This is a genomic window from Methanosarcina sp. (assembly GCF_028693135.1).
In the GTDB taxonomy this organism is placed as follows: domain Archaea; phylum Halobacteriota; class Methanosarcinia; order Methanosarcinales; family Methanosarcinaceae; genus Methanosarcina.
The window spans coordinates 75,713-97,031 of sequence record NZ_JAQUVZ010000011.1; the positions used below are offsets into that span (position 1 = coordinate 75,713).

Here is a 21,319-nt window from a genome sequence, read left to right on the forward strand (position 1 = left end):
GAGAAACTATATATAGCAAATTTCAAAGAATATTAATTCGTAAGAAACTACGATTTATTTTCACGGGAATTGTTCTTTCAAGCAAAAAGTCAACTAACCCATGAACTAAAGACTCAGGGGTTTCCTGATGAGGTTTTATGAAAGAATGGGATGGAACGGGGGGACGGGACCGGATGGCTTTTCAACAAATTTATAAAAAGTTAACGAAAAATGGTGTAAAAACTTTCAGCTTTTTCCGAAGAAAACCCGATCCCAGTAGATCTTATTTAGCAGGCAAGATCTATTAGTGCTATATTAGTGTTATTAGTTTTAGAAGAGGCAATTATTGAGGTGAAGTTTTTTGAGAAAATCAAGCATACTTATCCTTGCTTTACTGCTGGTCGTATCGATCTTTGTATCCGGTTGTGTATCCGAAGATACAGATAAAAACGCAACTGAAAACGCCCCTGCAATTACTGAAATTAACTTCGGCTACCAGCCGAGTACCCACCAGATTGCATATATGACTGCCTATGAAAAAGGATGGTGGCAGGAAGATCTTGCACCTTACGGAATTGAAAAAATAAATGAAAACCAGTTTCCGACAGGTGCCCCGGAAATGCAGTATATGATGACCGGACGCCTGGATGTAGCTTATGTTGGAGCAGCTCCTGCTATTACAGCCCTCAGCCAGGGCCTTGATGCTAAAATCGTTGCGCCTGTGCAGATAAATGGTTCAAGTCTTGTTCTCAGTACTGAGAAAGCCTCCCAGTACAAAAGCCCTGAAGACCTGAAAGGACTCACAATCGCTACCTTCCCAACAGGAACAATTCAGGATACCCTGCTCAGAGAATGGCTCAAAGAAAACGGACTTGACCCTGAGAAAGATGTGGAAATCAAAGGAATGACTCCGGGAGATGCTATTACCTCTATTTCAGCCGGACAGGTTGATGCCGTATTCCTGCCTCATCCCTCCCCTGCAATTATTGAAAAAGAAGGTAATGGACGTACTATCGTACAATCTGGAGAGATGAGTCCGAATCATGCCTGCTGTGTGCTTCTGGTTAGTGGAAAACTTATAAGAGAACACCCTGACCTTGTGGAGCAGATTGTAAAGACCCATATTAAGGCAACCGAATACAACACGGAACACATCGATGAAGCCGCCCAGATATATTCAAATAAGACCGGAACAGATCTTGAAACTGTAAAGCTATCTCTAAATGAATGGGATGGAGCCTGGATTACAGATCCTGCACTGATTGAAAACTCAACTGTCGACTATGCCAGAATCCAGTATGAACTCGGATACATCCAGAAACCTCTGACAAAGGAAGAAATCTTTGACACAAGCTTCTATGAAGCAGCCACCCGTGAAGAGTAAGAAAAAATTAATACTGAAAAGAGATGAAATGTTCAACTGTCCTCTTAATAAAGGGCAGTTTGAACCCAATTTTCTCTGAAAAACAAAACGTGCCGGAAAGATAAAAAACTAAGAATCCTTTTAATAAAACATGAAAATTAATTTCAGAAAAACAGTCGAAGAAAAAGGCATTGAGACATTGTCTTTCGTCTTCGTAATTACTCTGTGGCAGCTTTTAGCAAACAGAGTTGTACAGAACAAATTGCTTCTGCCGAGTTTTTATGATGTGGTACTCGCTTTTTCCGTAATTGTCAAAACTGGACTAATTTATACGGATACCATGACAAGTTTACTTCATTTTTCAATTGGCATTGCTGCTGCACTCATACTCGGAATCCCTCTGGGAATAGCCATGGGATGGTTCAAAGCAGCAAACAGGGCACTCGACCCTATAATCGAAATCCTGCGTCCGATTCCTCCTCTTGCCTGGATCCCTTTTGCAATAATATGGTTCGGGCTCACCCATCAAGCAGCAGGTTTTGTTGTGTTTGTAGGAATGATCTTTCCTATTATCATCAATACCTATACGGGTTTCAAAAATGTACCGAGGGTTTATGTTGAGGCAGCAAAGGTTCTCGGTTGTAACCGGAACATAGACCTCATCCGCTTTGTTGCGCTTCCCTCAGCTATTCCCACTATTGCTGCAGGAATCAGGATTGCAATGGGCGTAGGCTGGATGTGCCTTGTAGGTGCAGAGATGTTTGGAGTCAGCAATAATGGGCTCGGATACCAGATATGGCACAATTACTACCTGCACAGGATGGATTTCGTACTCGTCTATATGCTCCTGCTGGGGTTCATAGGTCTTTTGATAGACCGCTTCTTCAGATACTACGTGGATGAAAAACTGCTCAGATGGAAGTCCGGGACTGTGGTATAAAATGGGAAGAGTAAGTGTAAAAAACGTTTCGCGTGTATTTAGCAAAAAAGAAGATAATTCCGGGACCGAAGCTCTGCATAATATAAGTTTTGATGTACAGGATGGAGAGTTTATCTGCCTCCTCGGCCCTTCAGGCTGCGGAAAGACAACGCTGCTCCGGATAACTGCAGGGCTTGAGACCCTGACCTCAGGAGAGATCACACTCAATGGAGTTCCTATAACAGGCCCTGACCCCAAAAGAGGCATGGTTTTCCAGCAGTATTCCCTCTTTCCCTGGAGGACCGTGATAGACAACATCACCTTTGGGCTGGAAATGCAGGGAATCAAAAAGAAGGAAGCCCGGAAACAAGTGGAAAAGTATCTGGAACTTGTTGGCCTGGGGCAGTTCAAAAACAGCTATCCGCACGAGCTTTCAGGAGGCATGCAGCAGAGAGCAGCCATTGCAAGAGCCCTCTCTAATGAGCCAGAGGTCCTCCTTATGGACGAACCCTTCGGAGCTCTTGATGCCCAGACTCGAAATGTACTCCAGGATGAACTCCTGAAGATATGGGAACAAAAACATGTAACATTCCTTTTTGTAACACACAGCGTGGATGAAGCTGTCGTCCTCTCTGACAGGATAGTGGTTATGACCTCCAGACCAGGAAGGATAAAGGAGATTATAAAAGTGGAACTCCCACGTCCGCGAAGCCGCACAAGTCCGGAAGTAAACAATTTAAGGGACCATGTCCTCAAACTTCTGGAAGAGGAACGGTTCAGTAAGTAAATTGTTAAAAAAGTGCAAAGAAGTCATGAACTAACAGAAGATCATTGTTCGGCACGAATAATTACTTTTGTTAGCGGTTCCACTCTTTTCACGACAACCTTTCCCACAAGCTCAAGAGTCCCTCCCGCCTTTACTGAACCTAGAGAGCAGCCAGGTCTTACACGGATGTCCCCCTCACAGGCTGCAACATTTACCTTTGCTCCGTCAAGGAGAACAAGTTCGGAAACCGTTTGTATACTACCCAGAATTTGTACTGCCGCACAGACAAGGGCACTTCCGGCTTTCACATTGCCCTGAATAATCGAACCTTTTCCGAGTTCAAGCCGGCCCGATACGGTGAGATTTTTCCAGAACTTCACGTCCTGCCCGACAATAACATTGCCGTCCAGCATAAGGGCCTCTTCAAAAAAAGCTCTTTTTTCAATCACGTAAGTATTGGACCGGGGGTGGTACTTGATAAAGCGCATCATTAGTTAATCACTCTGGGTTACTGTCCCCGGCTATCAATCTAAGAAAGCCGCAAACAACTGGTTTTTAAGGCATCGGAAAAAACTTTATCAATTGGATTTCAAAGTATGATTGAACATCTATTATATAATAGCATCGAATGTTCACTATCAGAGACCCCAACAAAAGATTGGTAAAGGTTAATGTGTGAACAAGGGAAACGAAACCAGAAAAACCAGACTGAAAAAAAGAGATCCCGACACATTCTAGAAGCCGGAAATTAGTGAAAATATCTAAAATTTACAACAAAAAGACTGAAAAATGATTAATTTACGATTTTTCAGTCCTATTGTCCTTATATTAAATTGTCCTGCTTACTCAACAAGGCTGGCAAAACCGTATTTGGGGAGTACCCTTTCGATTTTAATCCTGACCTCATCGCCGACCTTGGTGCCCGGGACAAAGACTACAAAGCCCTCTATGCGGGCAATGCCATCTCCCTGGCGGGCGAGGTCCTGAATTGTAACATCGTAGACTTCGCCTTCTTCAACAGGAACAGGGCTACTTTCTTCTCTGAACATTAAAATCATTCCTTTAATTTAATAATATTGGCGTAACAGAGTAGTTATCAGTTGAACTTACTCGACAACGCTTCCAAATGCAAATTTTGGAAGTACTCTTTCGACCTTTATGCGAACTTCATCGCCGACTTTGGTGCCTGGGACAAAGATAACAAAGCCCTCTATTCGAGCAATGCCGTCTCCCTGACGAGCAAGATCCTGAATTGTAACATCGTAAACTTCGCCCTCTTCAACAGGGACTGAGCGACTTTCTTCTCTGAACATAAAAACCATTCCTTAATTATTTGATTTAATTTTTAGCATTAATTTAATTGATTCTTTTACCCACACTTACTCAACAACACTTGCAAATGCAAACTTGGGAAGAACCCTTTCGACCTTAATCTGAACTTCATCGCCAACACTGGTGTTAGGGACAAAGATAACAAAGCCCTCTATTCGAGCAATGCCGTCTCCCTGGCGAGCAAGATCCTGAATTGTAACATCGTAAACTTCGCCCTCTTCAACAGGGACTGAGCGACTTTCTTCTCTGAACATTAAAATCATTCCTTTAATTTTACTTTAATTTAAACTTACATAATTAACTAATTTAACTAATTTCTCAACCCAAACTTACTCGACAACGCTTGCAAATGCAAATTTCGAAAGTACCCTTTCGACCTTAATCTGGACTTCGTCGCCAACACTTGTATTCGGGACAAAAACTACAAAGCCTTCGATACGGGCGATGCCGTCTCCCTGGCGAGCGATATCCTGAATAGTTACGTCGTAAGTTTCGCCCTCTTCAACGGGCACAGAAATACGTTCTTCTCTAAACATTAGATTCATTCCTTTAACTTCTGTTAATCAGCTTATGAAAGCTCCATAGACAGAACAGAAAAGAGTAAAAACAGTACTTAACAAGCCAAACTTGAGTAAACCAAATTTAGGAAGTACACATTCTACTTAATCTATTACGGTGAACTAATCCACAATAGAGCTTCGGATAAGTCAATTAATTGGTCATACTCATATCCGCTTGTATATAATATTTTGCTTTAATACATTGCAAAAAAGAAAAATAAAGAAGTTAGAAGGTTATTTGAAACTTGGTTTCCAGAGTTCATTGGTCTTAATTCAAAAACACAATAAGTAAGGACAATTTGGAACAATTAATATAGAAAATAAAACTATACAGAATAAAAGTCATTATCACTATAGAAAGTAACTAGTTCACATAAAAGAATAATTTATCCGAATATTAAGGCGAACGCAATAAAACCTGCATTTATGTTCTGAAAAACTATATGGAGTGCCTTCGTAGGCGTAACCTATAAATATTTGAAAATACATTCTGAGAGTCGCTCATTAAATGAGAACTACAATGCGTGGGCTCGTAGCTTAGTCAGGCAGAGCGATGGACTCTTAATCCATAGGTCGGGGGTTCAAATCCCTTCGAGCCCGCTATTTCACTAATCTCTTTTATAGTTTTATCATTTTATAGTTCTTTCTCATAATTCTTTTTCGGAAATCGTTTCAAACCTTTATCAGGTTCTTTTCAGGTTCTTTTAAACCTTTATCCGGCTCTTTAAATTTCAGCTGATGATGCAGATAACCCGGCTGAAGAGTATTTATGAAGCCTTAAAGTTTGGGAATATGATAAGAAACCTTATGCGCTATGCTCTCCTAAGCATATAAACTCTCAGATTTAGGCAACTCTAAAAGATCTTTCAGAAACCCTATTCAGTAAAAGAAACAATCGAATCCGGTAGAGAGAAATGTCAATTACCCCTGAGATAAACTCAGGGGTTTCCTGTTGAAGGTTTACGAATTGAAGGAAGAAGTTATCAACCAGAAAGACAAAATTTGAAATTAAAAAAAGAAAAACATTGGAGTGCCCTGATGCCAAAAGTAAGTGTTGAAATCCCTCAAGAGCTCCTGAATGACCTCAACAGGCATGTGGGAGATAATAAAAAATTCGTCAGCCAGTCTGATGCTATCCGAACCTCAATTCGTAAAATGCTGGACATGATGGACGACATAGATAGGAGACGCGGAAGGCTGAATGAGTAACTCGTGAAATTCAAAGAGAAGCCCGTGAAGATAAAAAATAGAAAATAGAAAATAGAAAAAGTCACGCGGAAGCAAAAACAGAAACTTAACCTGAAAAATGATAACGGAAACCTAACCTGAAGGCTGATCTGAACCCGAAAATTTTATAAAATTATCAGAATCTGAAAAACCACCCCTTTATTTCTACTGTGTTTTGGAATCAGTCGCTAATTTTAAGAGATTCCTGCAGTCCAGCAGAATTTCCACTGGAAATAAAAATGAGGGCTGAACTGTATAGTTCAGAGAACTTTTTGAATGTTTCTGAGAGACTTATCAAAAAGAAATGGTTTCAGGGTTAACAACTTTCCCTGAAATCCCTGATGCCCTGCGCAACGTTCGAAAGCAGGATAAAAGCTATCTTCTGGTTGGGCCAGGCGCCCAAACCGCAGTCCGGACCCACATACTTAATCAGGCTGCCAAACCGTCTGTAAGCCAGCTTCAGCCTTTTTGCAATAACGGCCGGTGTTTCCAGTTGCGTAACAATTTCAGGAAGATACTGTTGATCCTTCCAGATGTTGGTAGAGTATTTCTCGTTCAGGACTCCTGCCAGGGAATAGATATCTGTTCTTGCAATTCCGAGCCTCAGGAAAGAATCCGTGTCTTCAAGCATTTTTTTGTCAATAAGCTCCAGATAGGAAGGCGTGCCCGCAGACTCCACCCCTATTACATTGATTGTAGGAGTCTCGCACGCAAAATTATAGTAAAGGGCGGAATGAAGATGAATTTCCACATCAGCTCCCCGCTTACTCGCTGCCCTGGAGGCTTCGGTAAGGGCAGAGACGATATCGTTCTCATCAAAGGCAAGTTCAGGGTTCAGCCCTATGCTTGGCTCATCAATTGAAACTGTTGTAATCTTGAAATGTTTTGCAGATTTCATTGAGTTCCGGACGAATTTGTTTACACTTTTTGCAAAAAGAGAATATATGTCCGTATAATGTGTACCCCCAAATTCCTTCAGGTAAAGTTCGGTTGGGCCGGTTACGCAGATCCGGACCTTTAAGGTTTCCCCGAATTTTTCTTTATAGGCTTTTGCAACCGTTTCTATAGCCTCAAGCTCTTCGATCCTTGCGCACTCCAGTTTTACTTCAAAGGGGCTTTCAGTACATTCAGAATCCCGGATAACCTTCAGGAATTGTTCATTCATATCCTGGTACTGAGGATAAGTGGGAACCTCTACGCCTGCATCGATTTTCTGCTGAAAAGCATCATTGATTACAGTAAAGAGTTTCTCATCTTCTGATCTTGTTTTAAAGGCGTTTTGTACCCATTCCTTGCTGACTCCTTCGGGGAGGGGATAACTTCCGATATCGTCAAAAATGATTTCTTGCATGCTCTCTTAGTATACCTTTAAGAATTTATCATTATTGGGAAGACAGTAAAATTATAAAAAAACAGAGGAGAAAACAGGGGAATTTTCCTGCTCTTATCCGGTGATTTCCCCGAGTTACTCCTGATTTTTCATTTCTGCATTAAATGCATTGATGCCTTTTGCCGTATTCTCAAGCAGCCTGAAAGCAAGTTCCTGGTCCGGCCAGTATGCCAGCCCACAGTCCGGACTTGCATATTTTATGCGGTCCCCGAGAATAGAAGAGGCTTTCTGAAGCCGCTTTTTAATGACCTCGGGAGTTTCCATATCAGTAACAATCTTTTGCATGTATTCTTTTTCCTTCCAGGCATTGACTCCATAGGTCTCGTTAACCATACCCATAAGGCTGGAAATATCAGTCCTCGAGACCCCAAGCCTTATGTAAGTATTCGAGTCCTCCAGGACTTTTTTGTCCATCAGGTCTATGTAAGAGGGAGTTGCAGCATACTCAAACCCTATAACATTGATAGGGGTCTCACAAACAAGTTTATATTTTAATGGAGAGTGCAGATGGATCTCCATATCTGCTCCCTGTTTTCGCGCGTAGGTAGAAACCAGAGTCAGGGCAGAGATAATATCAGAGTCAGAAAACTGGATTCTATCGTTCATTCCAAGACTTGGTTCATCCAGAGAAATAACCTTGATTTTGAAATTTTTCGCAGCTTTAAACGCCTGCTTTATAAAATATTCGATATTCAGAGCCATGATATGATATGCATCTGAAAAAGCAGTTGCTCCGAAAGCCTGAAGGTACAGGTCCGTAGGGCCAGCAACGCAAACTCTAACCCCTAGAGTTTCTCCTGTCTCTTCCCTGTACTGCTTTGCAACCTCATCAATTATCTCCAGCTCAAGGATTTTTGCGTTTTCCTCTTTTACCACATAAGGTTCATAACAGTTCTTTTCATCTTTGATTATGTCCAGAAACTGCCCTATCATATCCCGGAACTGCGGATAGGTAGGAACGTGCACTCCAACATCTATTTTTCTCTGGAAAGTCTCCCTTACCAGAGAAAAGAGTTTTTCGTCCTCGTCCCGGTTTTCAGCTGCAACTTTCACCCATTCCCTGGTGAGGCCCTCAGGTGTGGGAAGGCTGCCTCCATCGATAAAAGTAATGTCCTGCATATGTGTTAAGTAAGACAGATCGAGTATTATAAGTATTGGAATTACTCTGAGTAATAAATTAAAAAGTGATCGATGCTGAAACTTTTTTAATTAAAGAATAGATGCTGAGACTTTTTAAAGTATGATTGTATTAATTATTTCAATCAGTATATATAAAAAGAAATTTAAGGTATTGAAGATTATGTAGAGAAAGGGAGATTTAGAGAATAATTCTCTAAAACGTTCTTCAAGGGAAAAGGGCGGTAATTAAAGGGAAATAAAGTAAGGCTTGATGGGGATAAATAGCTAGGTAAAGCCTTGAATTATGTAAAAATAATATAAATGTTCAGCCCTTAAAGGCGTATAACATTATTGAAAAAATGTATATGATTCTTTAAGATAATTTCTCAAAACTGATCCAGAAAGAAGAGCTTCCAGAAGCTGAATTTTTCCGGAAATTAAGTTTTCCAGGGACTGAACCAGAAAGCAGGATCAAGAACCAGATAAAGAGTTAGATCCAGACTAAAATCCCATAATTTCAGCCCTTCCCTGATATTGTTGAAATAATCCTCAGCATTCAACCATAATTGTGTCTTCAATCAGAAATTTTGGGGGTATGAATTATAAAAACTGAAATAAAACTATTGAATGAGTATTATCCCTGGAGAAAAATAAAACTAAGGGGAGCCGAATGTTATTTTAAAGGGAATGTCTTTTTCGAAAATACACTTCTGAGTCCGGAAAAACTTGCTGAGTTGATATTCACTTTAATCTGTAAAGAAGAGCAGGGCAAGGAAAAAGAAACCGGAGAGTTTCTTGAGAAATTAAACGGGGAGTTTGCATTTATTGCCGAAACTAAAGATATTATATTTTGTACTGTTGATAAAACAAGAAGTATTCCTTTGTTTTACATAAAAACAAAAAATAGCCTTATTATATCAGACAGTGCCTACTATTTAAAAAATAAAATTAATCAGCCCCTGAATGAGGAAAAGGCAGCCGAATTCATGGTTGCGGGATATGTAACAGGTAACGAGACTCTCTTTGACGACATAAAGCAGATAAGAAATGGGGAATTTTTACTCTATCAGAAAAATGAAAAATACTTGAAGTCCTGTTGTTACTTCAGGTTTTTACATGGAGACAACTACGAACTGCCTGAGACCGGATTGCTTGAGATGCTGGACCAAACCTTTGTAGATACATTCTTAAGGCTTATAGAAAGCACCAGCAAGCAGGGAAAGAGGCTGATAGTACCCTTAAGCGGTGGGCTGGATTCGCGCATCATTGTTGCAATGCTGAAAAGGCTTGGAGTTAATGATGTAATATGTATGAGCTATGGAAGGAAAGGCAGCAGGGAATCAGAGATAAGCAAACACGTTGCAGAAGCCCTCGGGTATGAGTGGCTTTTCGTAGAATACACAGCGAAAAAATGGCGTGAGTGTTATACCTCAAAAGAAGCCGACTTATACCGGCTATTGGCTGGAAACCTATCGTCTCTCCCGCATATGCAGGACTTTCTGGCAGTAAAAGAGCTAAAGATCCAGGGGAAAATTCCAGAAAATTCAGTATTCGTCCCCGGGCACACCGGATACGGCTGCGATCTTCCCGAATACTGCCTCGACAATTTGGCGAATTTCGATTCAGAAACCTATCTGGAAGCCTCTCTGAAAATGCATTATAACCTATGGGAATGGCCTTCTGAGCAGGAGCTCGAAAAGATCTTCAAGCAGAGGATAAGCAAATCAACATCAGGACTTGAAATTAAAGACAATGAAACATTTGCAAATGCAATAGAATATTTTGATTTTAGGGAAAGGCAGGCAAAATATATCATCAATTCGGTCAGAGTCTATGAGTTTTTTGGATACGAATGGAGAATTCCGTTATGGGACACCGAATTGATTAAGTTTTTTTTAAGAGTTGCCATAAAATACAGGATAAACCGGGACCTTTACAAAAAATACGCCAGAGACTGCCTGTTTTCAGGGGATCTGGAGATACTTAAAAAAATCGATTGTACTACCGATATTCTGAACCTCAAGACCATCGAAAAGCGCTCAAGATATGAAAAGCTCCTTTATTACAGGACATTCGTTCACAGCTACTATGATCAAAAAGTGAATAACCCTTTGTGGGGAAGATACTTTGATAACCCTCTTACATCGAGACTTTTAATTAAAGTTTCCAGATACGACAACGAAACTATTGAAGAATATCCACTACTAAAAATGATTATGGAATATAGAAACGACGAAAAGTTCCCTCTGTCAGTGAACGGAATAAATGCTCTGGAATACCTGGCAGGTATCAAAGGAGAAGCTTATTCGTCCAGAAGCAAGAAGATTCTGAAGCCGGCTGGTTCTCCGATAAAAAGGCCTCTTTAATCAGCTAATATGAAGTCAGCAAAATTGTGAATCCTGTATTTAGGTCAGAAGATACTTAAGAGTATACTACTTTAGAGTGGTATACTTGAAAGTATATTAACTGCAAAAAACTACAAAACAGATTTAATCCTTTTTTCTGCACACTTTTTTCGAAGCTTCCCAAAGGAGGTAAACCCAGTTACAATCAAGTTCCATGTCTCCCCAGTCAAAACCTCCCCTGCGGAGAAGATTACGGACGTATATTCCAGGGCCGAAATGTTCCTCTACAACAAAATCAAAATTCTGTTCGAATTTCTCAAATGCCTCTTTCAGGACAGCCTTCGGTATATTCGAAGCAAGGTAATTGATTGCACTTTCTATTTCTTCGCCGTGGATCTCACGGTAAAACCGCTTGAAAGAAAGATAATCTGGGAATCTTTCGTTAGCAGTTTCAGAATTAGCAGTTTCAGAATTTTTAGAATCCATCGAACAACCTTTTTTAGATTAGATTTTTGAAAATATCTTCAAGAAGGCTCTCTTTGATAGCATTTACAGGTATTTGACGGCAGGAAAGAAAAAATAAGAATGAAGAAAGGGTGAAAAAGGGTGAAAAAGGGTGAAAAAGGGTGAAAAGTAAGAATTCAGCCAAAGGATACACAGCCTTACTATCAATGACCTTCCAAGCACCCCCGGTGTTTCCTATCAAGAGCACGGCTGTCTAACCCAACTTGCACATAGAACTGATTTCCTCAGAAACAAGGACCTGCACTGTAAGTTTCCCCGGGTTGCTGAAGTCCTCAAGCCATAACTTTCCTGTTTCCAGCTTTTCAAAATTTTGCCTGGTTTTAGAGAGTTCCCGGTCCACAAACCTTCACCAGAAGAAAAAACCCCTAAAATATTATTTGAAGAAAGGAATACCCGAAAAGGGAAAACAGAAAAGGGAATAAAGAATCATCCGAAAACAAAAATCTCCCCCGTTTTCAGATATTCAATATCTCTTCCTGTACTTCGCAAGGACTTCGCTATTTGCCTCAAAAACATTTTCCTCAATGTAACCCTGTTTCCGAGCCCATTCAAAAAAGCTATGGAGAACCTTTGCAGCTGTCCCTATGAACTTTTTACCTCCTCCAACCTCAACCACGTAGTCATCAAGGAAATCCTTAATTCCGGCGAGGCTGAGGTATTCGAGGCCAAAAACATCAAAGTAATTTTTGTTTTCGAGTTCAGGTTGGGCAGTACAAAGAGCCAAGTCTTCTTCTGACAGATAATCTTCAGCACTGAGTTCAAGGAATTCCTCGAAAAGAAGAATCACATCTTCACAGTCCATGAAGGCATCAGGCTTTAAACAGGTTTCCTGTTCACTCAAGAATGTCCTAAAAGCTTCATTTATTGTAATCATACTTATCGCTGCAACGGTATTTTGTAGAATACTATCAGTTTACCATAAAAGATCTTATATTTTTCGAGAAGATGTTGTGTACAAAACTACTGTTAATATTTCTATATAATAGTGTTTCAACTGGAAAAATCAAAAACATGAAATCAAAAACATGAAATCAAAAACATGAAATCAAAAACATGAAATCAAAAAAGAGAGAGGATAAAGAAAAAAAGGAAAAGAAAAAAGAATATTTTATGCTGTCTTCCTTTTTTCTCTTTGTCTCATTATCATTTCTACTTTCCTCATTCTATTTCACATAGATTCAGGGGCACCTATCCCCAGGGTGTCAAGAGAGTTTGCAAGGACAATCCTTGCACAGTCCACAAGGGCAAGCCTTGCAGCCCTGACCGTCTCATCCTCGGCTACGATAACCGGGACAAAGCGGTAGAACTGATTGAAAGCGTCAGCAAGTTCGCGGGCGTAGATAGCAAGGATGTGAGGCTTGAGTTCGCGGGCTCCAAGGTCGATTATGCTGTCAAACATTGCCATCTTCTTGATGAGAGAGATTTCGCTGTCCTCGATAAGGAGAGAGGGGTCGATTTCCATGGAAGAGTCCCAGGCTACTTCCTCTTTTGCTTTCTCAAGGATGCTGCAGGCGCGGGCATGGGAGTACTGGATGTAGGGGGCACCCTGCTTCTCAAAATCCAGGGCTTCTTTCCAGTTGAAAACTGTGGATTTTTCGGGGGAGACTCTGACGATGTCGTATCTCACTGCTCCTATTCCGACCATTTCTGCAACCTGTTTTTTAAACTCAGCTGAGGCTTCGGGGCGGCGGGTTTCTACCTGCTCGAATGCAGCTTTTGTGACCCTGTCAAAGAGGTCATCTGCACTTATGAACTGGCCGCGGCGGGTGCTCATTGAGCCTTCAGGGAGAGAGACAAACTCAAAAATAACGACCTCGGGCTCCTTGATTCCAATTGCGTTCAGCGTAGCCCTGAGCTGGCCGGAAATAAGCTTGTGATCTGCCCCGAATACATCAATTATGCGGTCTGCCTGCTCGGCTTTCCATTCGTGGTAGGCAAGGTCGCGGGTTGTGTAAAGGGAGGTGCCGTTCGAGCGCTGGATAACAAGGGTCTTTTCAAACCCGTAATCCAAAAGGTCAACCACAAGAGCTCCTTTGTCCATCTTTGTCCTTCCGGTAGCCTTGATACGCTCGACAATATCGTGTACTGCCCCGGATTTGAGGAAGCGCGACTCAGTTACGAATTTATCATGAACGACATTTAAGCGGAGGAGGGTTTCTTTGATCCCGGCAACAGCCAGGGAAACTGCCTTATCGAAATGTTCAATAGTCCTGACATCCCCGGCTTCAACCTTTTCCATAAGGGCATCGATTTCCTTTACATACTCGGGGGTTTTGTCCAGCTCAACATTGGCTTTGATATATACATCAGCAATTGCAGAGTCCGACTTTCTGGAAAGGTCAAGCTCAAAGCGTTCACACGCCCAGGAGACTACTGCAATCTGGCGCCCCATGTCGTTAACATAATACTGAACCTCCACATCGTAACCTGCGCGCCTGAGGATGCGGGCAAGAGTGTCCCCCAGGATCGAGTTACGGATATGTCCTACATGAAGGGGGCCGTTCGGATTTGCCGAGGTGTGCTCAAGGAGAATTCTTTCCTTTGGAGCACCACAGCCGAATTTTTCTTTTTCTTCCCGGACAGCCGTTAAGGTTCTGTCCAGGTAGTGCTTGCCTGCAAGGAAGTTAATGTAAGGACCTGCGGCACTCACTTCTCCTATATACGAGCCTTCAGGAATTTCAATTGCAGAAACGATACGGGATGCAAGCTCTTTTGGGTTTTGCTTGTGCCTGCCTGCAAGCTTGAAGGCGGCTCTGCTCGCAAGGTCAGCATGGGAAGAGGTTTCGAATTGAAGTTCGGAATCCTCAACCTCAAACCCGACCTTTCGGATAGCTTCTTTTAAGATTGACGTAGCCTGATCTTTGAGTTCCAGGAACAAGATTAATCACCTGTATAAATCACCGTAAAAAACTAAAAATCCTTAATATAATCCTCATCTGATAGATTTAATCTGCCAAATTCTGATCTATTGATCTGATTGATGTGATAGAATTTACCAATTTCTGATCTGATTGATGTGATAGAATTTACCAACTTATGATCTGATTGATGTGATAGAATTTAAGACCGATTTAAATTTACCAACTTCTGATCCACTGATCTAAGGACAATTTAATTAAAAAAGTATTGGGTAAAATTACTGGATAGGGGACCTTACCCCTGAGTGAGATCAGATTCCAGTACTGTACCTCAGGATTGCAGCTATGCCTCCAAAAGCGTTCATGAGCTGGGAACCCTCATCAAAATCAGTGGATACGAAGACTAACTTTGAATTACTCTTGTCGGCAAGCTCTGAGAATTCGTCCACAATATCCGTGACATCCGTAACCTCAAGGGAAGAGCCGCATTTGGGACAGTTTCCGGCTGTAGGAGCAGGTTCTCCAGGTTTCCAACGACGTGTCCACTTATTTTCGTATCCGCAGACACTGCATTTCGTAGTTACCCTTTCTGCCCGCAGGTCTTCGGAGAGCAGGAGCGTATCCACTGAATTGATCTCGAGATTTGCCCTGACCTGGGCTTCTCCATAGGCTACCTTGCCCGAATCGGCAATCAGTTCCTTGAAAAATGCCCGGACAACATTCTTCTGTCCCATAAGCTCAAGGTCCTGGAGCTTGTCCCCTGCAGCATTAACAAGCTCTGAAAGCCCGGATTCGTCAGTATATCCCGTATCAAAGAGCCCAAGAATTTTCTTCAGGAGCTCGTGATGCAGGAACTCACCTGCGTAGAACTCTTCCTTTGTAGGAGAAGGACCTCCTATAAGGACACCTTTGAGATCCTTGTGGTCCACAGCCATGAAAACATCACTTGCAGCATCTCCTATCCTCTTGTAGAAATCATGAATTGCAATGAGCCTGAGCTGCTGGAAACGATGAGCACTCTGACCACCTTTCCTCTGCTTTCCAGGGACTGTTGAGGTCAGGTTGCGGAAAGCCTGGATTCGCTTTCCGACCAGAAGCCCTACAGTTGCTTCCCTGCGGTCAAGAACCAGAAGCCCAAAGGTATTCTTATCCTTAAGCATATCCTCAAGAGGCTCGAGGTAGAAAGACGAATCACAGTGGTACTTATAGACCGTGATGAGGTCAGGAGGAACAATTACCTCGCTTTCCATGCTCGTCTTGTTGGCGCCTATATCCACAGCTCCTGTAAAGTACACTATCCCATTCTCAGGTACTTTGTCCAGGTATCTGAGCCTTGAGAGCAGAGACTCAATTGCTCCCTGCACATTCGTCCTCGTAAGCTTGGACTTTATGTTTGCAGCTTGCCCATGCTCGTCTTTTAACTGGTTTGTAACATCGAAAATCTGCTTGTCAGGCGGAATATAAATGGAAATAAGCTCCGTGCTCCTTCCTCTCTTATCCCTGAGACCTTCAAGCTTCTTTTTAAATTCATACTTTTCATGTGCTGATTGTTCAGTCATTTTAAAAATTCCCCGATAATAAAGCAGTAAGATTTGTGATTATCGTGATTGTCGTGATTCTGGTAGTAAATTGATCTGCAATAGAGCTTATCCAGTTTAACTGGAAAATATTGAGTTCATTTATAGATTATTCGGTACTAAGTTAGTTGAAGATTATTCAGTTTAGTTTATTCTGATTTATTGGAAATTATAAAACTTCTTTTGAAACTTACATATTTAAATTGGAATGTTATAAACTCAGGCATCATAATAAATTAAGTTGTCCAGTGTGAGATTCGTTTAGCATGTCGGTTGGCATACAACGGATGACCGGAGGAGTTGATAAGGATAAATCACACATTGAGTTCCCGTCTCACCCGAAATCCGGGTATAAAAACCGTCTGGAACACGAAGAACCTTAGAGTGAGAAATACACCCTTTAAAAGCCGGCATCTCAGCAAGTCGCTAAAGCTTGCATTTATGCTGCATAGACCTGCCAGGTTTCGCATTCTTCTGATCGCACTAGATATGAGACATAATCTTACTCAGACTGTGTATAATAATTAATGGCTTGATTTAATTTAATATTGGATTAACCCCTGCCGGGATAATATCCTAATTGAAACTTAGGTTTATATTTGTTTCTATCCCAGACTTGTTTTATATATTCACGCGACTATAAAAATCTTACTGTAAGCTGGTCTCTAATTTAGAATTCACTTCCGAGCAGAGGAGAAATAGAGAAACCCAAAAAAGGAGAACCAATCAGAGAAACTGAGCATCAGAGAAGTGAGCATCAGAGAAGTGAACATCAGAGAAGTGAGCATCAGAGAAGTGAAAATCGAAATAAAAAGATTAAATAAAAAAGGTGCGGTAAAAAGGTGAGGTAAAAAAGGTGAGGAAAAAAGGTGAGGTAAAAAAGGTTATACGATAATGGTTTAATCCAGATAGGAAACCTTTTTCACAGGAGACTTTTTTCCATCCTTTGAGAGCAGGACAACCCGGCTGATTTCGGACTCATCTGCGATCTCATACCCCAGATGCTTTGCAAGCTCTTTTGAAAACTCCAGCACCTCTGCATGGGTTGGCATGGCAGAGCGATCGAGCCGGAGGCGTGAAAAGCCAAGGTGCATGTAAGCCTTTATTTCCACAAAATCCGGGGAGGCTTTTTTAATCAGTTTGGCATAACCTTCCGGATTGAACATATTTTTGCCCTTGACCAGTGTGATCCTGATGACTGTTCTTGAGCATTTATCTTTCATAATGTCCAGAGACTCGTTGATCCTGTCCCAGAGTGCAGGAGCTTTTGGCTGGCAAACTCTGAGGTAGGTCTCAAGGTCCGGAGCATCGAGACTCATGTATAACTGGGAAGGGCTGACCTTTGCAAACATTGAAGGGACAGTTCCGTTTGTAACCAGAAAGGTAGTAAAACCTCTCTTTTCATATTCTTCGATAAGTTCCGGAAGGTAAGGGTAAAAGGTCGGCTCTCCGGACAGGGAGATTGCAACGTTATTCGGTTCATTGCCTTCAAGCCAGCGTTCCCTGAGTGCATTTGGAGAGCCACCGAAACCTGTAATCAATTTGCGCTGGCAGGCGATGCTTTCCTCAACTATTTTTTCAGGAGAATCCCACTCTCCGGGCACAGGAACCGGGACCTCAGTCGGGCGCCAGCAGAAAAGGCAGCGCTGGTTGCACAAGAGAGTAGGAGTCATCTGGAGGCAGCGGTGGGACTGGACTCCATAAAACTTCGATTTGTAGCAAAAACCTTCGTCATTCATGGCTTTTCTGAGCCAGAGACAGGTCTTTACTGCTGAATGGCGGCCTGCAAGGGCATAGCCCTGCTTTTTAAGAAGGGTTGCAAAATCAGGGATATCAAAAGGTAGAGATGGCTGCTCTTCATCCCGATTTTCTTTCTGGATTTCCGGAAAGCTTTCTCCGGAGTCTTCCTTTCTTTCTTCAAGAGGCATTTTCCAAATATTAAACCTTTGTGGTATATATAAGGATCGGAAAATAATTTTAGAGAACTTCATAGGTAACCGGATCTGAGTTTTCAGATCTGGACTTAATCAAAAGCCAGGATTTTCACGTCAAAATTCGCAAGATCCACAACCGGCACTCTGGCTGGGACAGGCATCAGGTTCACACGCTTCTGGAACTCAGTCTGAGCCTGCCAGGTTCCAGAATTGACCAGGAGGACATTTTTGTATCGCTGGACTCCCAGAGTATGGACATGACCTGTATGAATGATATCCGGAACAGGGTCAATTATAAAGTAGTCTTTTTTCTCAGGGGATATGGAAACCCTGCTCCCGTACGTTGGAGCAAGGTGCCTTCTCTTAAGCATCTCAAGGACTGCACCTGCAGGCTCCTGATAAGAGACGCCAGGAACACTTGCAACCAGATCGTCAATCGACCTGCCGTGGTAGATAAGGATTCGGACGCCGTCGAGGTCCACAAGAGCCGGGTTGCCTACAAAGGTGACATTCGCCGGAAAATCCGCACAGATCCTCTCAGGCAGGGCAGGCTGTGGTTCTGCCTGGCGTACAGCATCGTGATTTCCAGGGCTTATGATCACATGAATGTGTTCAGGAACTTCTCTGAAGTACTCTGCTGCTTTCCTGTACTGTGCATAGACATCCTGAATATCCAGTTCCATTTCCTGGTCAGGATAAATTCCTATGCCGTCCACGAGGTCTCCTGCAACAACGAGATAACGGACCTGGGCTGCAATCTCCCGCATCTCTTCTGAGTCAGATTCTCCTTTCAAAAAGTCCAGAAAGTCCAGCCAGGAATCTTCCAGGAACTGGGAACTGCCCACGTGAACATCCGAAATCAGTACGGCTTTCCCGTGGCTTCCTGTCCTGCGTTGAACACTGTTAGGGACATCTGGCTGGAGGATTTTTGTAGCCATCATAAGCTTTCCGTCATTAGTAACCGAGCCTGTTACCCCGATGACCTCGTCCAGAAGAAGCTGTGAAGCCAGCTCAAAAAGCTCCTTGTCACTATTTCGAATAAGAACTGAAAAAGAGCCTGTCGGATCTTCAATAGAAAAGATTTTGTGCCCGTTGGTGGTGGTGCTGATATCAGAAACCATCCCTATAATCGATATCTCCTCAGTGTTTCCGTCTGTTCCGCGGCGAAAACTCCTCCTTTTCAAACTCTCTATAGGGCGTGCATTCATCCTGCCCCTGATGATTTCAGAGAGCCTGCTGTACCTGTCCCTGAAATATTGCACAAACTGCATATACTCCCCAACACAGGTCGAATGTCCGGTGATGTCGGAAAGCACGGTAACAGGGTTACGGCCTGGAAGATACCTGACTCCTTCGTCCCTGGAACTCGAAGGAAAAGAATTTATCTGGTTTGAAAAAAGAGAATCTTCCCTGTAAAGACGGTTAGAGGTAGAAGGAGAACCTTCATTTCCGAAAAAAGAGGAAGCTGGTCTATCCACCCCTCTTGAAGAAGCAGAGGGATAAACGGGATTGGAAACAGAATCAGGAATAGAATCAGAAACAGAATCAGGAATAGAATCAGGAATAGAATCAGGAATAGAATCAGAAATAGAATCAGGAATAGAATCAGAAATAGAATCAGGAATAGAATCAGAAACAGAACCCTGAAAAGAAAGAATGTCAGGTTCAATCTCCAGATTGGAGTCCGAGACTTCAGCCGATGAAACCACATCCGGTTCAACATTTGAGATTAAGCCTGATTCCGTAAGGGCATCTGAAGCAGGGTCAAAAGCTTTTAATATGTGAGAATCTGCAGGTTCTAAGGCAGAAGAAGAAATTTTACATGGAGCCATTTGGGAAACTGTCCCGGGAGATGTTCCGGAAATTATCCTGGAAACCGTTTTAGAAGATTCAAAACCCTTCAGGTTGACATGTTCGGGTTCAATAACGAAAACACAATCACCAACAGTTGAAAGGATGTATTTTAGAAGGCTTTTAGGGGAGTTATTTAATTTGATTAACTCTACAGCTTGCGGGCTTATCTGGTACCCTTCCTCTGTAACTGCCCGTACAATATCGATCTCATTCATAATTCCAACCTGACTTTCTCAACCCGGCCTCATGATTACCAGGGCCTGTCGAACCTTATTTTACCTGATATCAATCAGCCTGAAATCAAAAAGATTTAAAGGCAAAGACCCACTTAAAATATAAAAACTAAACACATACAAAATTGCTTCAATGCCAGCAAAATAACATTATACAGTTTTAGTGAGGTTTTTCAGTTTCAAAATTTGTTGAAAACTCCTGATAGTTTCATGATTACCCGCCCAATACTCACCTGTACTAAATTAATGAGTATATTTAATTTAATGAGTATATTTAATTTAATGAGTATATTTAATTTACTGAGTATATTTAATGAGCATATGAATGAATATAGGGTCTCATGTTACTGCTTATATGATTTTATTAGTAATAAAAATATTTTCAGAGCACCATCATTTTCCCCAGGTACCGGCATAATAAGATTTCTAAGCAACGGATTCGAATTCCATGGAATGCTAGTCTATTTTTTAATGAGTTGTCTATAAAAATATTATAGTCTGATGATAAATTGTAAGTTAATATAGGATAAAAAACAAATCATATAGGTAAGTATAATGAACAGAGTTGAACAATAAAACAAAAGGGTAAGGTACAATTAAAAGAGTAAGAGTGGGATTTTATACAAAAATATAAATTACATAGCTCATGAAGTGCTGGCACAGGCAATACATACCGGGTCAACTACTCGCTAAATCTAAAGATTTAACGGGTTTCTGCTGAAGGGTTATGAAATATAAAACCGTATCAGAAGAATAAGATAAAGGGAATAAAGGCTTACTATGAGCAAAAATAATACACAAAACAGTACCCAGGAGGAAGAAAGCTCCCTGGTTTCCCTTGGAAAGGATTTGCTGTCGGTTGCGGCTGTCCTGATAGTCTTTGTGGTTTTTTCCAAACTGGCATTCGGGCTCTGGACACCTATGGTCGCAGTGGAGTCAGGAAGTATGGAACCGCATATGCAGGTCGGAGATATTATTTTCATCAAAAACATAGATCGAGTTGATCTTGTTACCAATGCGGAAGGGAAAGATTCAGGCTACATGACCTTTGGTGACTACGGAGACGTGATCCTCTATCGACCCTATGGGCAGGGAAGTATAACTCCTATAATACATAGAGCGATGTACAGGGTTGAAGCCGGAGAGCCTATGTGGAAAAACGGTCCTGCTGCCCCTCACTCAGGGTATATTACCAAAGGAGATAACCCTGTGACTAACCGGCATTTTGACCAGGAAGGACAGATAAGTTACTATGTGCCTGTGAAAGATGAATGGATAATAGGAGTTGCAAGGTACAGGATTCCTTATCTTGGACATATCAGGCTGTTCTTTTCATGA

At 41.8% G+C, this 21,319-nt stretch carries 20 protein-coding genes and 1 tRNA gene; 7 read left to right on the forward strand and 14 right to left on the reverse strand.

The features are described 5' to 3' along the window. Window positions 1–340: 340 nt before the first annotated feature. The 3 genes from PHF18_RS07560 to PHF18_RS07570 all read left to right on the forward strand — a co-directional run bounded on the left by PHF18_RS07560 (window position 341) and on the right by PHF18_RS07570 (window position 3,048). Entirely contained in the window at window positions 341–1,363 is a 1,023-nt protein-coding gene (locus PHF18_RS07560; protein ID WP_300100597.1) for an ABC transporter substrate-binding protein, read from the forward strand. Between the two features lie 130 nt (window positions 1,364–1,493). Next, entirely contained in the window at window positions 1,494–2,282 is a 789-nt protein-coding gene (locus PHF18_RS07565) for an ABC transporter permease (protein ID WP_300100600.1), read from the forward strand. 1 nt (window position 2,283) lies between these two features. Then, on the forward strand, window positions 2,284–3,048 hold the full coding sequence (locus PHF18_RS07570) for an ABC transporter ATP-binding protein (RefSeq protein WP_300100603.1): 765 nt from the start codon (window positions 2,284–2,286) through the stop codon (window positions 3,046–3,048). 41 nt (window positions 3,049–3,089) lie between these two features. On the opposite strand, the gene PHF18_RS07575 is transcribed toward PHF18_RS07570, so the two are convergent. The 5 genes from PHF18_RS07575 to PHF18_RS07595 all read right to left on the reverse strand — a co-directional run bounded on the left by PHF18_RS07575 (window position 3,090) and on the right by PHF18_RS07595 (window position 4,895). Next, on the reverse strand, window positions 3,090–3,518 hold the full coding sequence (locus tag PHF18_RS07575) for a polymer-forming cytoskeletal protein (RefSeq protein ID WP_300100606.1): 429 nt from the start codon (window positions 3,516–3,518) through the stop codon (window positions 3,090–3,092). 351 nt (window positions 3,519–3,869) lie between these two features. Then, the gene (locus PHF18_RS07580) at window positions 3,870–4,076 is read right to left on the reverse strand and encodes a TRAM domain-containing protein (protein ID WP_048133125.1); all 207 of its coding nucleotides are present in this window, start codon (window positions 4,074–4,076) and stop codon (window positions 3,870–3,872) included. 57 nt (window positions 4,077–4,133) lie between these two features. Beyond that, complete coding sequence (locus tag PHF18_RS07585) at window positions 4,134–4,340, reverse strand: TRAM domain-containing protein (protein WP_048128606.1); 207 nt, start codon at window positions 4,338–4,340, stop codon at window positions 4,134–4,136. Window positions 4,341–4,406: 66 nt separating this feature from the next. Next, on the reverse strand, window positions 4,407–4,613 hold the full coding sequence (locus PHF18_RS07590; protein WP_048128604.1) for a TRAM domain-containing protein: 207 nt from the start codon (window positions 4,611–4,613) through the stop codon (window positions 4,407–4,409). A 75-nt stretch (window positions 4,614–4,688) separates the two neighbouring features. Then, a complete protein-coding gene (locus tag PHF18_RS07595) occupies window positions 4,689–4,895 on the reverse strand; it encodes a TRAM domain-containing protein (RefSeq protein WP_048130083.1) in 207 nt (68 codons plus the stop codon). 550 nt (window positions 4,896–5,445) lie between these two features. On the opposite strand from PHF18_RS07595, the gene PHF18_RS07600 reads away from it, so the two are divergent. Next, a tRNA-Lys gene (locus PHF18_RS07600) sits at window positions 5,446–5,519 on the forward strand. A gap of 438 nt (window positions 5,520–5,957) precedes the next feature. After that, the gene (locus PHF18_RS07605; RefSeq protein WP_300100616.1) at window positions 5,958–6,128 is read left to right on the forward strand and encodes a CopG family transcriptional regulator; all 171 of its coding nucleotides are present in this window, start codon (window positions 5,958–5,960) and stop codon (window positions 6,126–6,128) included. A 334-nt stretch (window positions 6,129–6,462) separates the two neighbouring features. On the opposite strand, the gene PHF18_RS07610 is transcribed toward PHF18_RS07605, so the two are convergent. Both PHF18_RS07610 and PHF18_RS07615 read right to left on the reverse strand, forming a co-directional pair. Further along, window positions 6,463–7,497 carry a methionine synthase gene (locus tag PHF18_RS07610; RefSeq protein WP_300100619.1) on the reverse strand — a complete coding sequence of 345 codons (1,035 nt, stop codon included), beginning with the start codon at window positions 7,495–7,497 and terminating at the stop codon, window positions 6,463–6,465. Window positions 7,498–7,611: 114 nt separating this feature from the next. After that, window positions 7,612–8,655 (reverse strand): methionine synthase, encoded by a 1,044-nt coding sequence (locus tag PHF18_RS07615; RefSeq protein ID WP_300100622.1) that lies wholly within the window; start codon window positions 8,653–8,655, stop codon window positions 7,612–7,614. Between the two features lie 623 nt (window positions 8,656–9,278). Here PHF18_RS07615 and PHF18_RS07620 point away from each other — a divergent pair. Beyond that, window positions 9,279–11,021: an asparagine synthetase B gene (locus tag PHF18_RS07620; RefSeq protein ID WP_300100625.1), complete on the forward strand. Its 1,743-nt coding sequence runs from the start codon at window positions 9,279–9,281 to the stop codon at window positions 11,019–11,021. A gap of 123 nt (window positions 11,022–11,144) precedes the next feature. On the opposite strand, the gene PHF18_RS07625 is transcribed toward PHF18_RS07620, so the two are convergent. The 7 genes from PHF18_RS07625 to PHF18_RS07655 all read right to left on the reverse strand — a co-directional run bounded on the left by PHF18_RS07625 (window position 11,145) and on the right by PHF18_RS07655 (window position 19,963). Continuing rightward, a complete protein-coding gene (locus tag PHF18_RS07625) occupies window positions 11,145–11,486 on the reverse strand; it encodes a hypothetical protein (RefSeq protein WP_300100628.1) in 342 nt (113 codons plus the stop codon). Window positions 11,487–11,718: 232 nt separating this feature from the next. Then, window positions 11,719–11,865: a hypothetical protein gene (locus PHF18_RS07630; RefSeq protein ID WP_300100631.1), complete on the reverse strand. Its 147-nt coding sequence runs from the start codon at window positions 11,863–11,865 to the stop codon at window positions 11,719–11,721. Between the two features lie 123 nt (window positions 11,866–11,988). After that, window positions 11,989–12,399, reverse strand: coding sequence for a hypothetical protein (locus PHF18_RS07635; RefSeq protein WP_300100634.1), 411 nt, complete (start codon window positions 12,397–12,399; stop codon window positions 11,989–11,991). Between the two features lie 294 nt (window positions 12,400–12,693). Then, a complete protein-coding gene (gene argS, locus PHF18_RS07640; protein ID WP_300100636.1) occupies window positions 12,694–14,403 on the reverse strand; it encodes an arginine--tRNA ligase in 1,710 nt (569 codons plus the stop codon). Between the two features lie 291 nt (window positions 14,404–14,694). Next, on the reverse strand, window positions 14,695–15,942 hold the full coding sequence (gene prf1 / locus PHF18_RS07645) for a peptide chain release factor aRF-1 (protein ID WP_300100639.1): 1,248 nt from the start codon (window positions 15,940–15,942) through the stop codon (window positions 14,695–14,697). 917 nt (window positions 15,943–16,859) lie between these two features. After that, window positions 16,860–17,888, reverse strand: coding sequence for a 4-demethylwyosine synthase TYW1 (gene twy1 / locus PHF18_RS07650; protein WP_300100641.1), 1,029 nt, complete (start codon window positions 17,886–17,888; stop codon window positions 16,860–16,862). Between the two features lie 95 nt (window positions 17,889–17,983). Further along, a complete protein-coding gene (locus PHF18_RS07655; protein WP_300100644.1) occupies window positions 17,984–19,963 on the reverse strand; it encodes a DNA-directed DNA polymerase II small subunit in 1,980 nt (659 codons plus the stop codon). A 798-nt stretch (window positions 19,964–20,761) separates the two neighbouring features. Between PHF18_RS07655 and PHF18_RS07660 the strand changes: the two genes are divergently transcribed. Beyond that, on the forward strand, window positions 20,762–21,319 hold the full coding sequence (locus PHF18_RS07660; RefSeq protein ID WP_300100646.1) for a S26 family signal peptidase: 558 nt from the start codon (window positions 20,762–20,764) through the stop codon (window positions 21,317–21,319).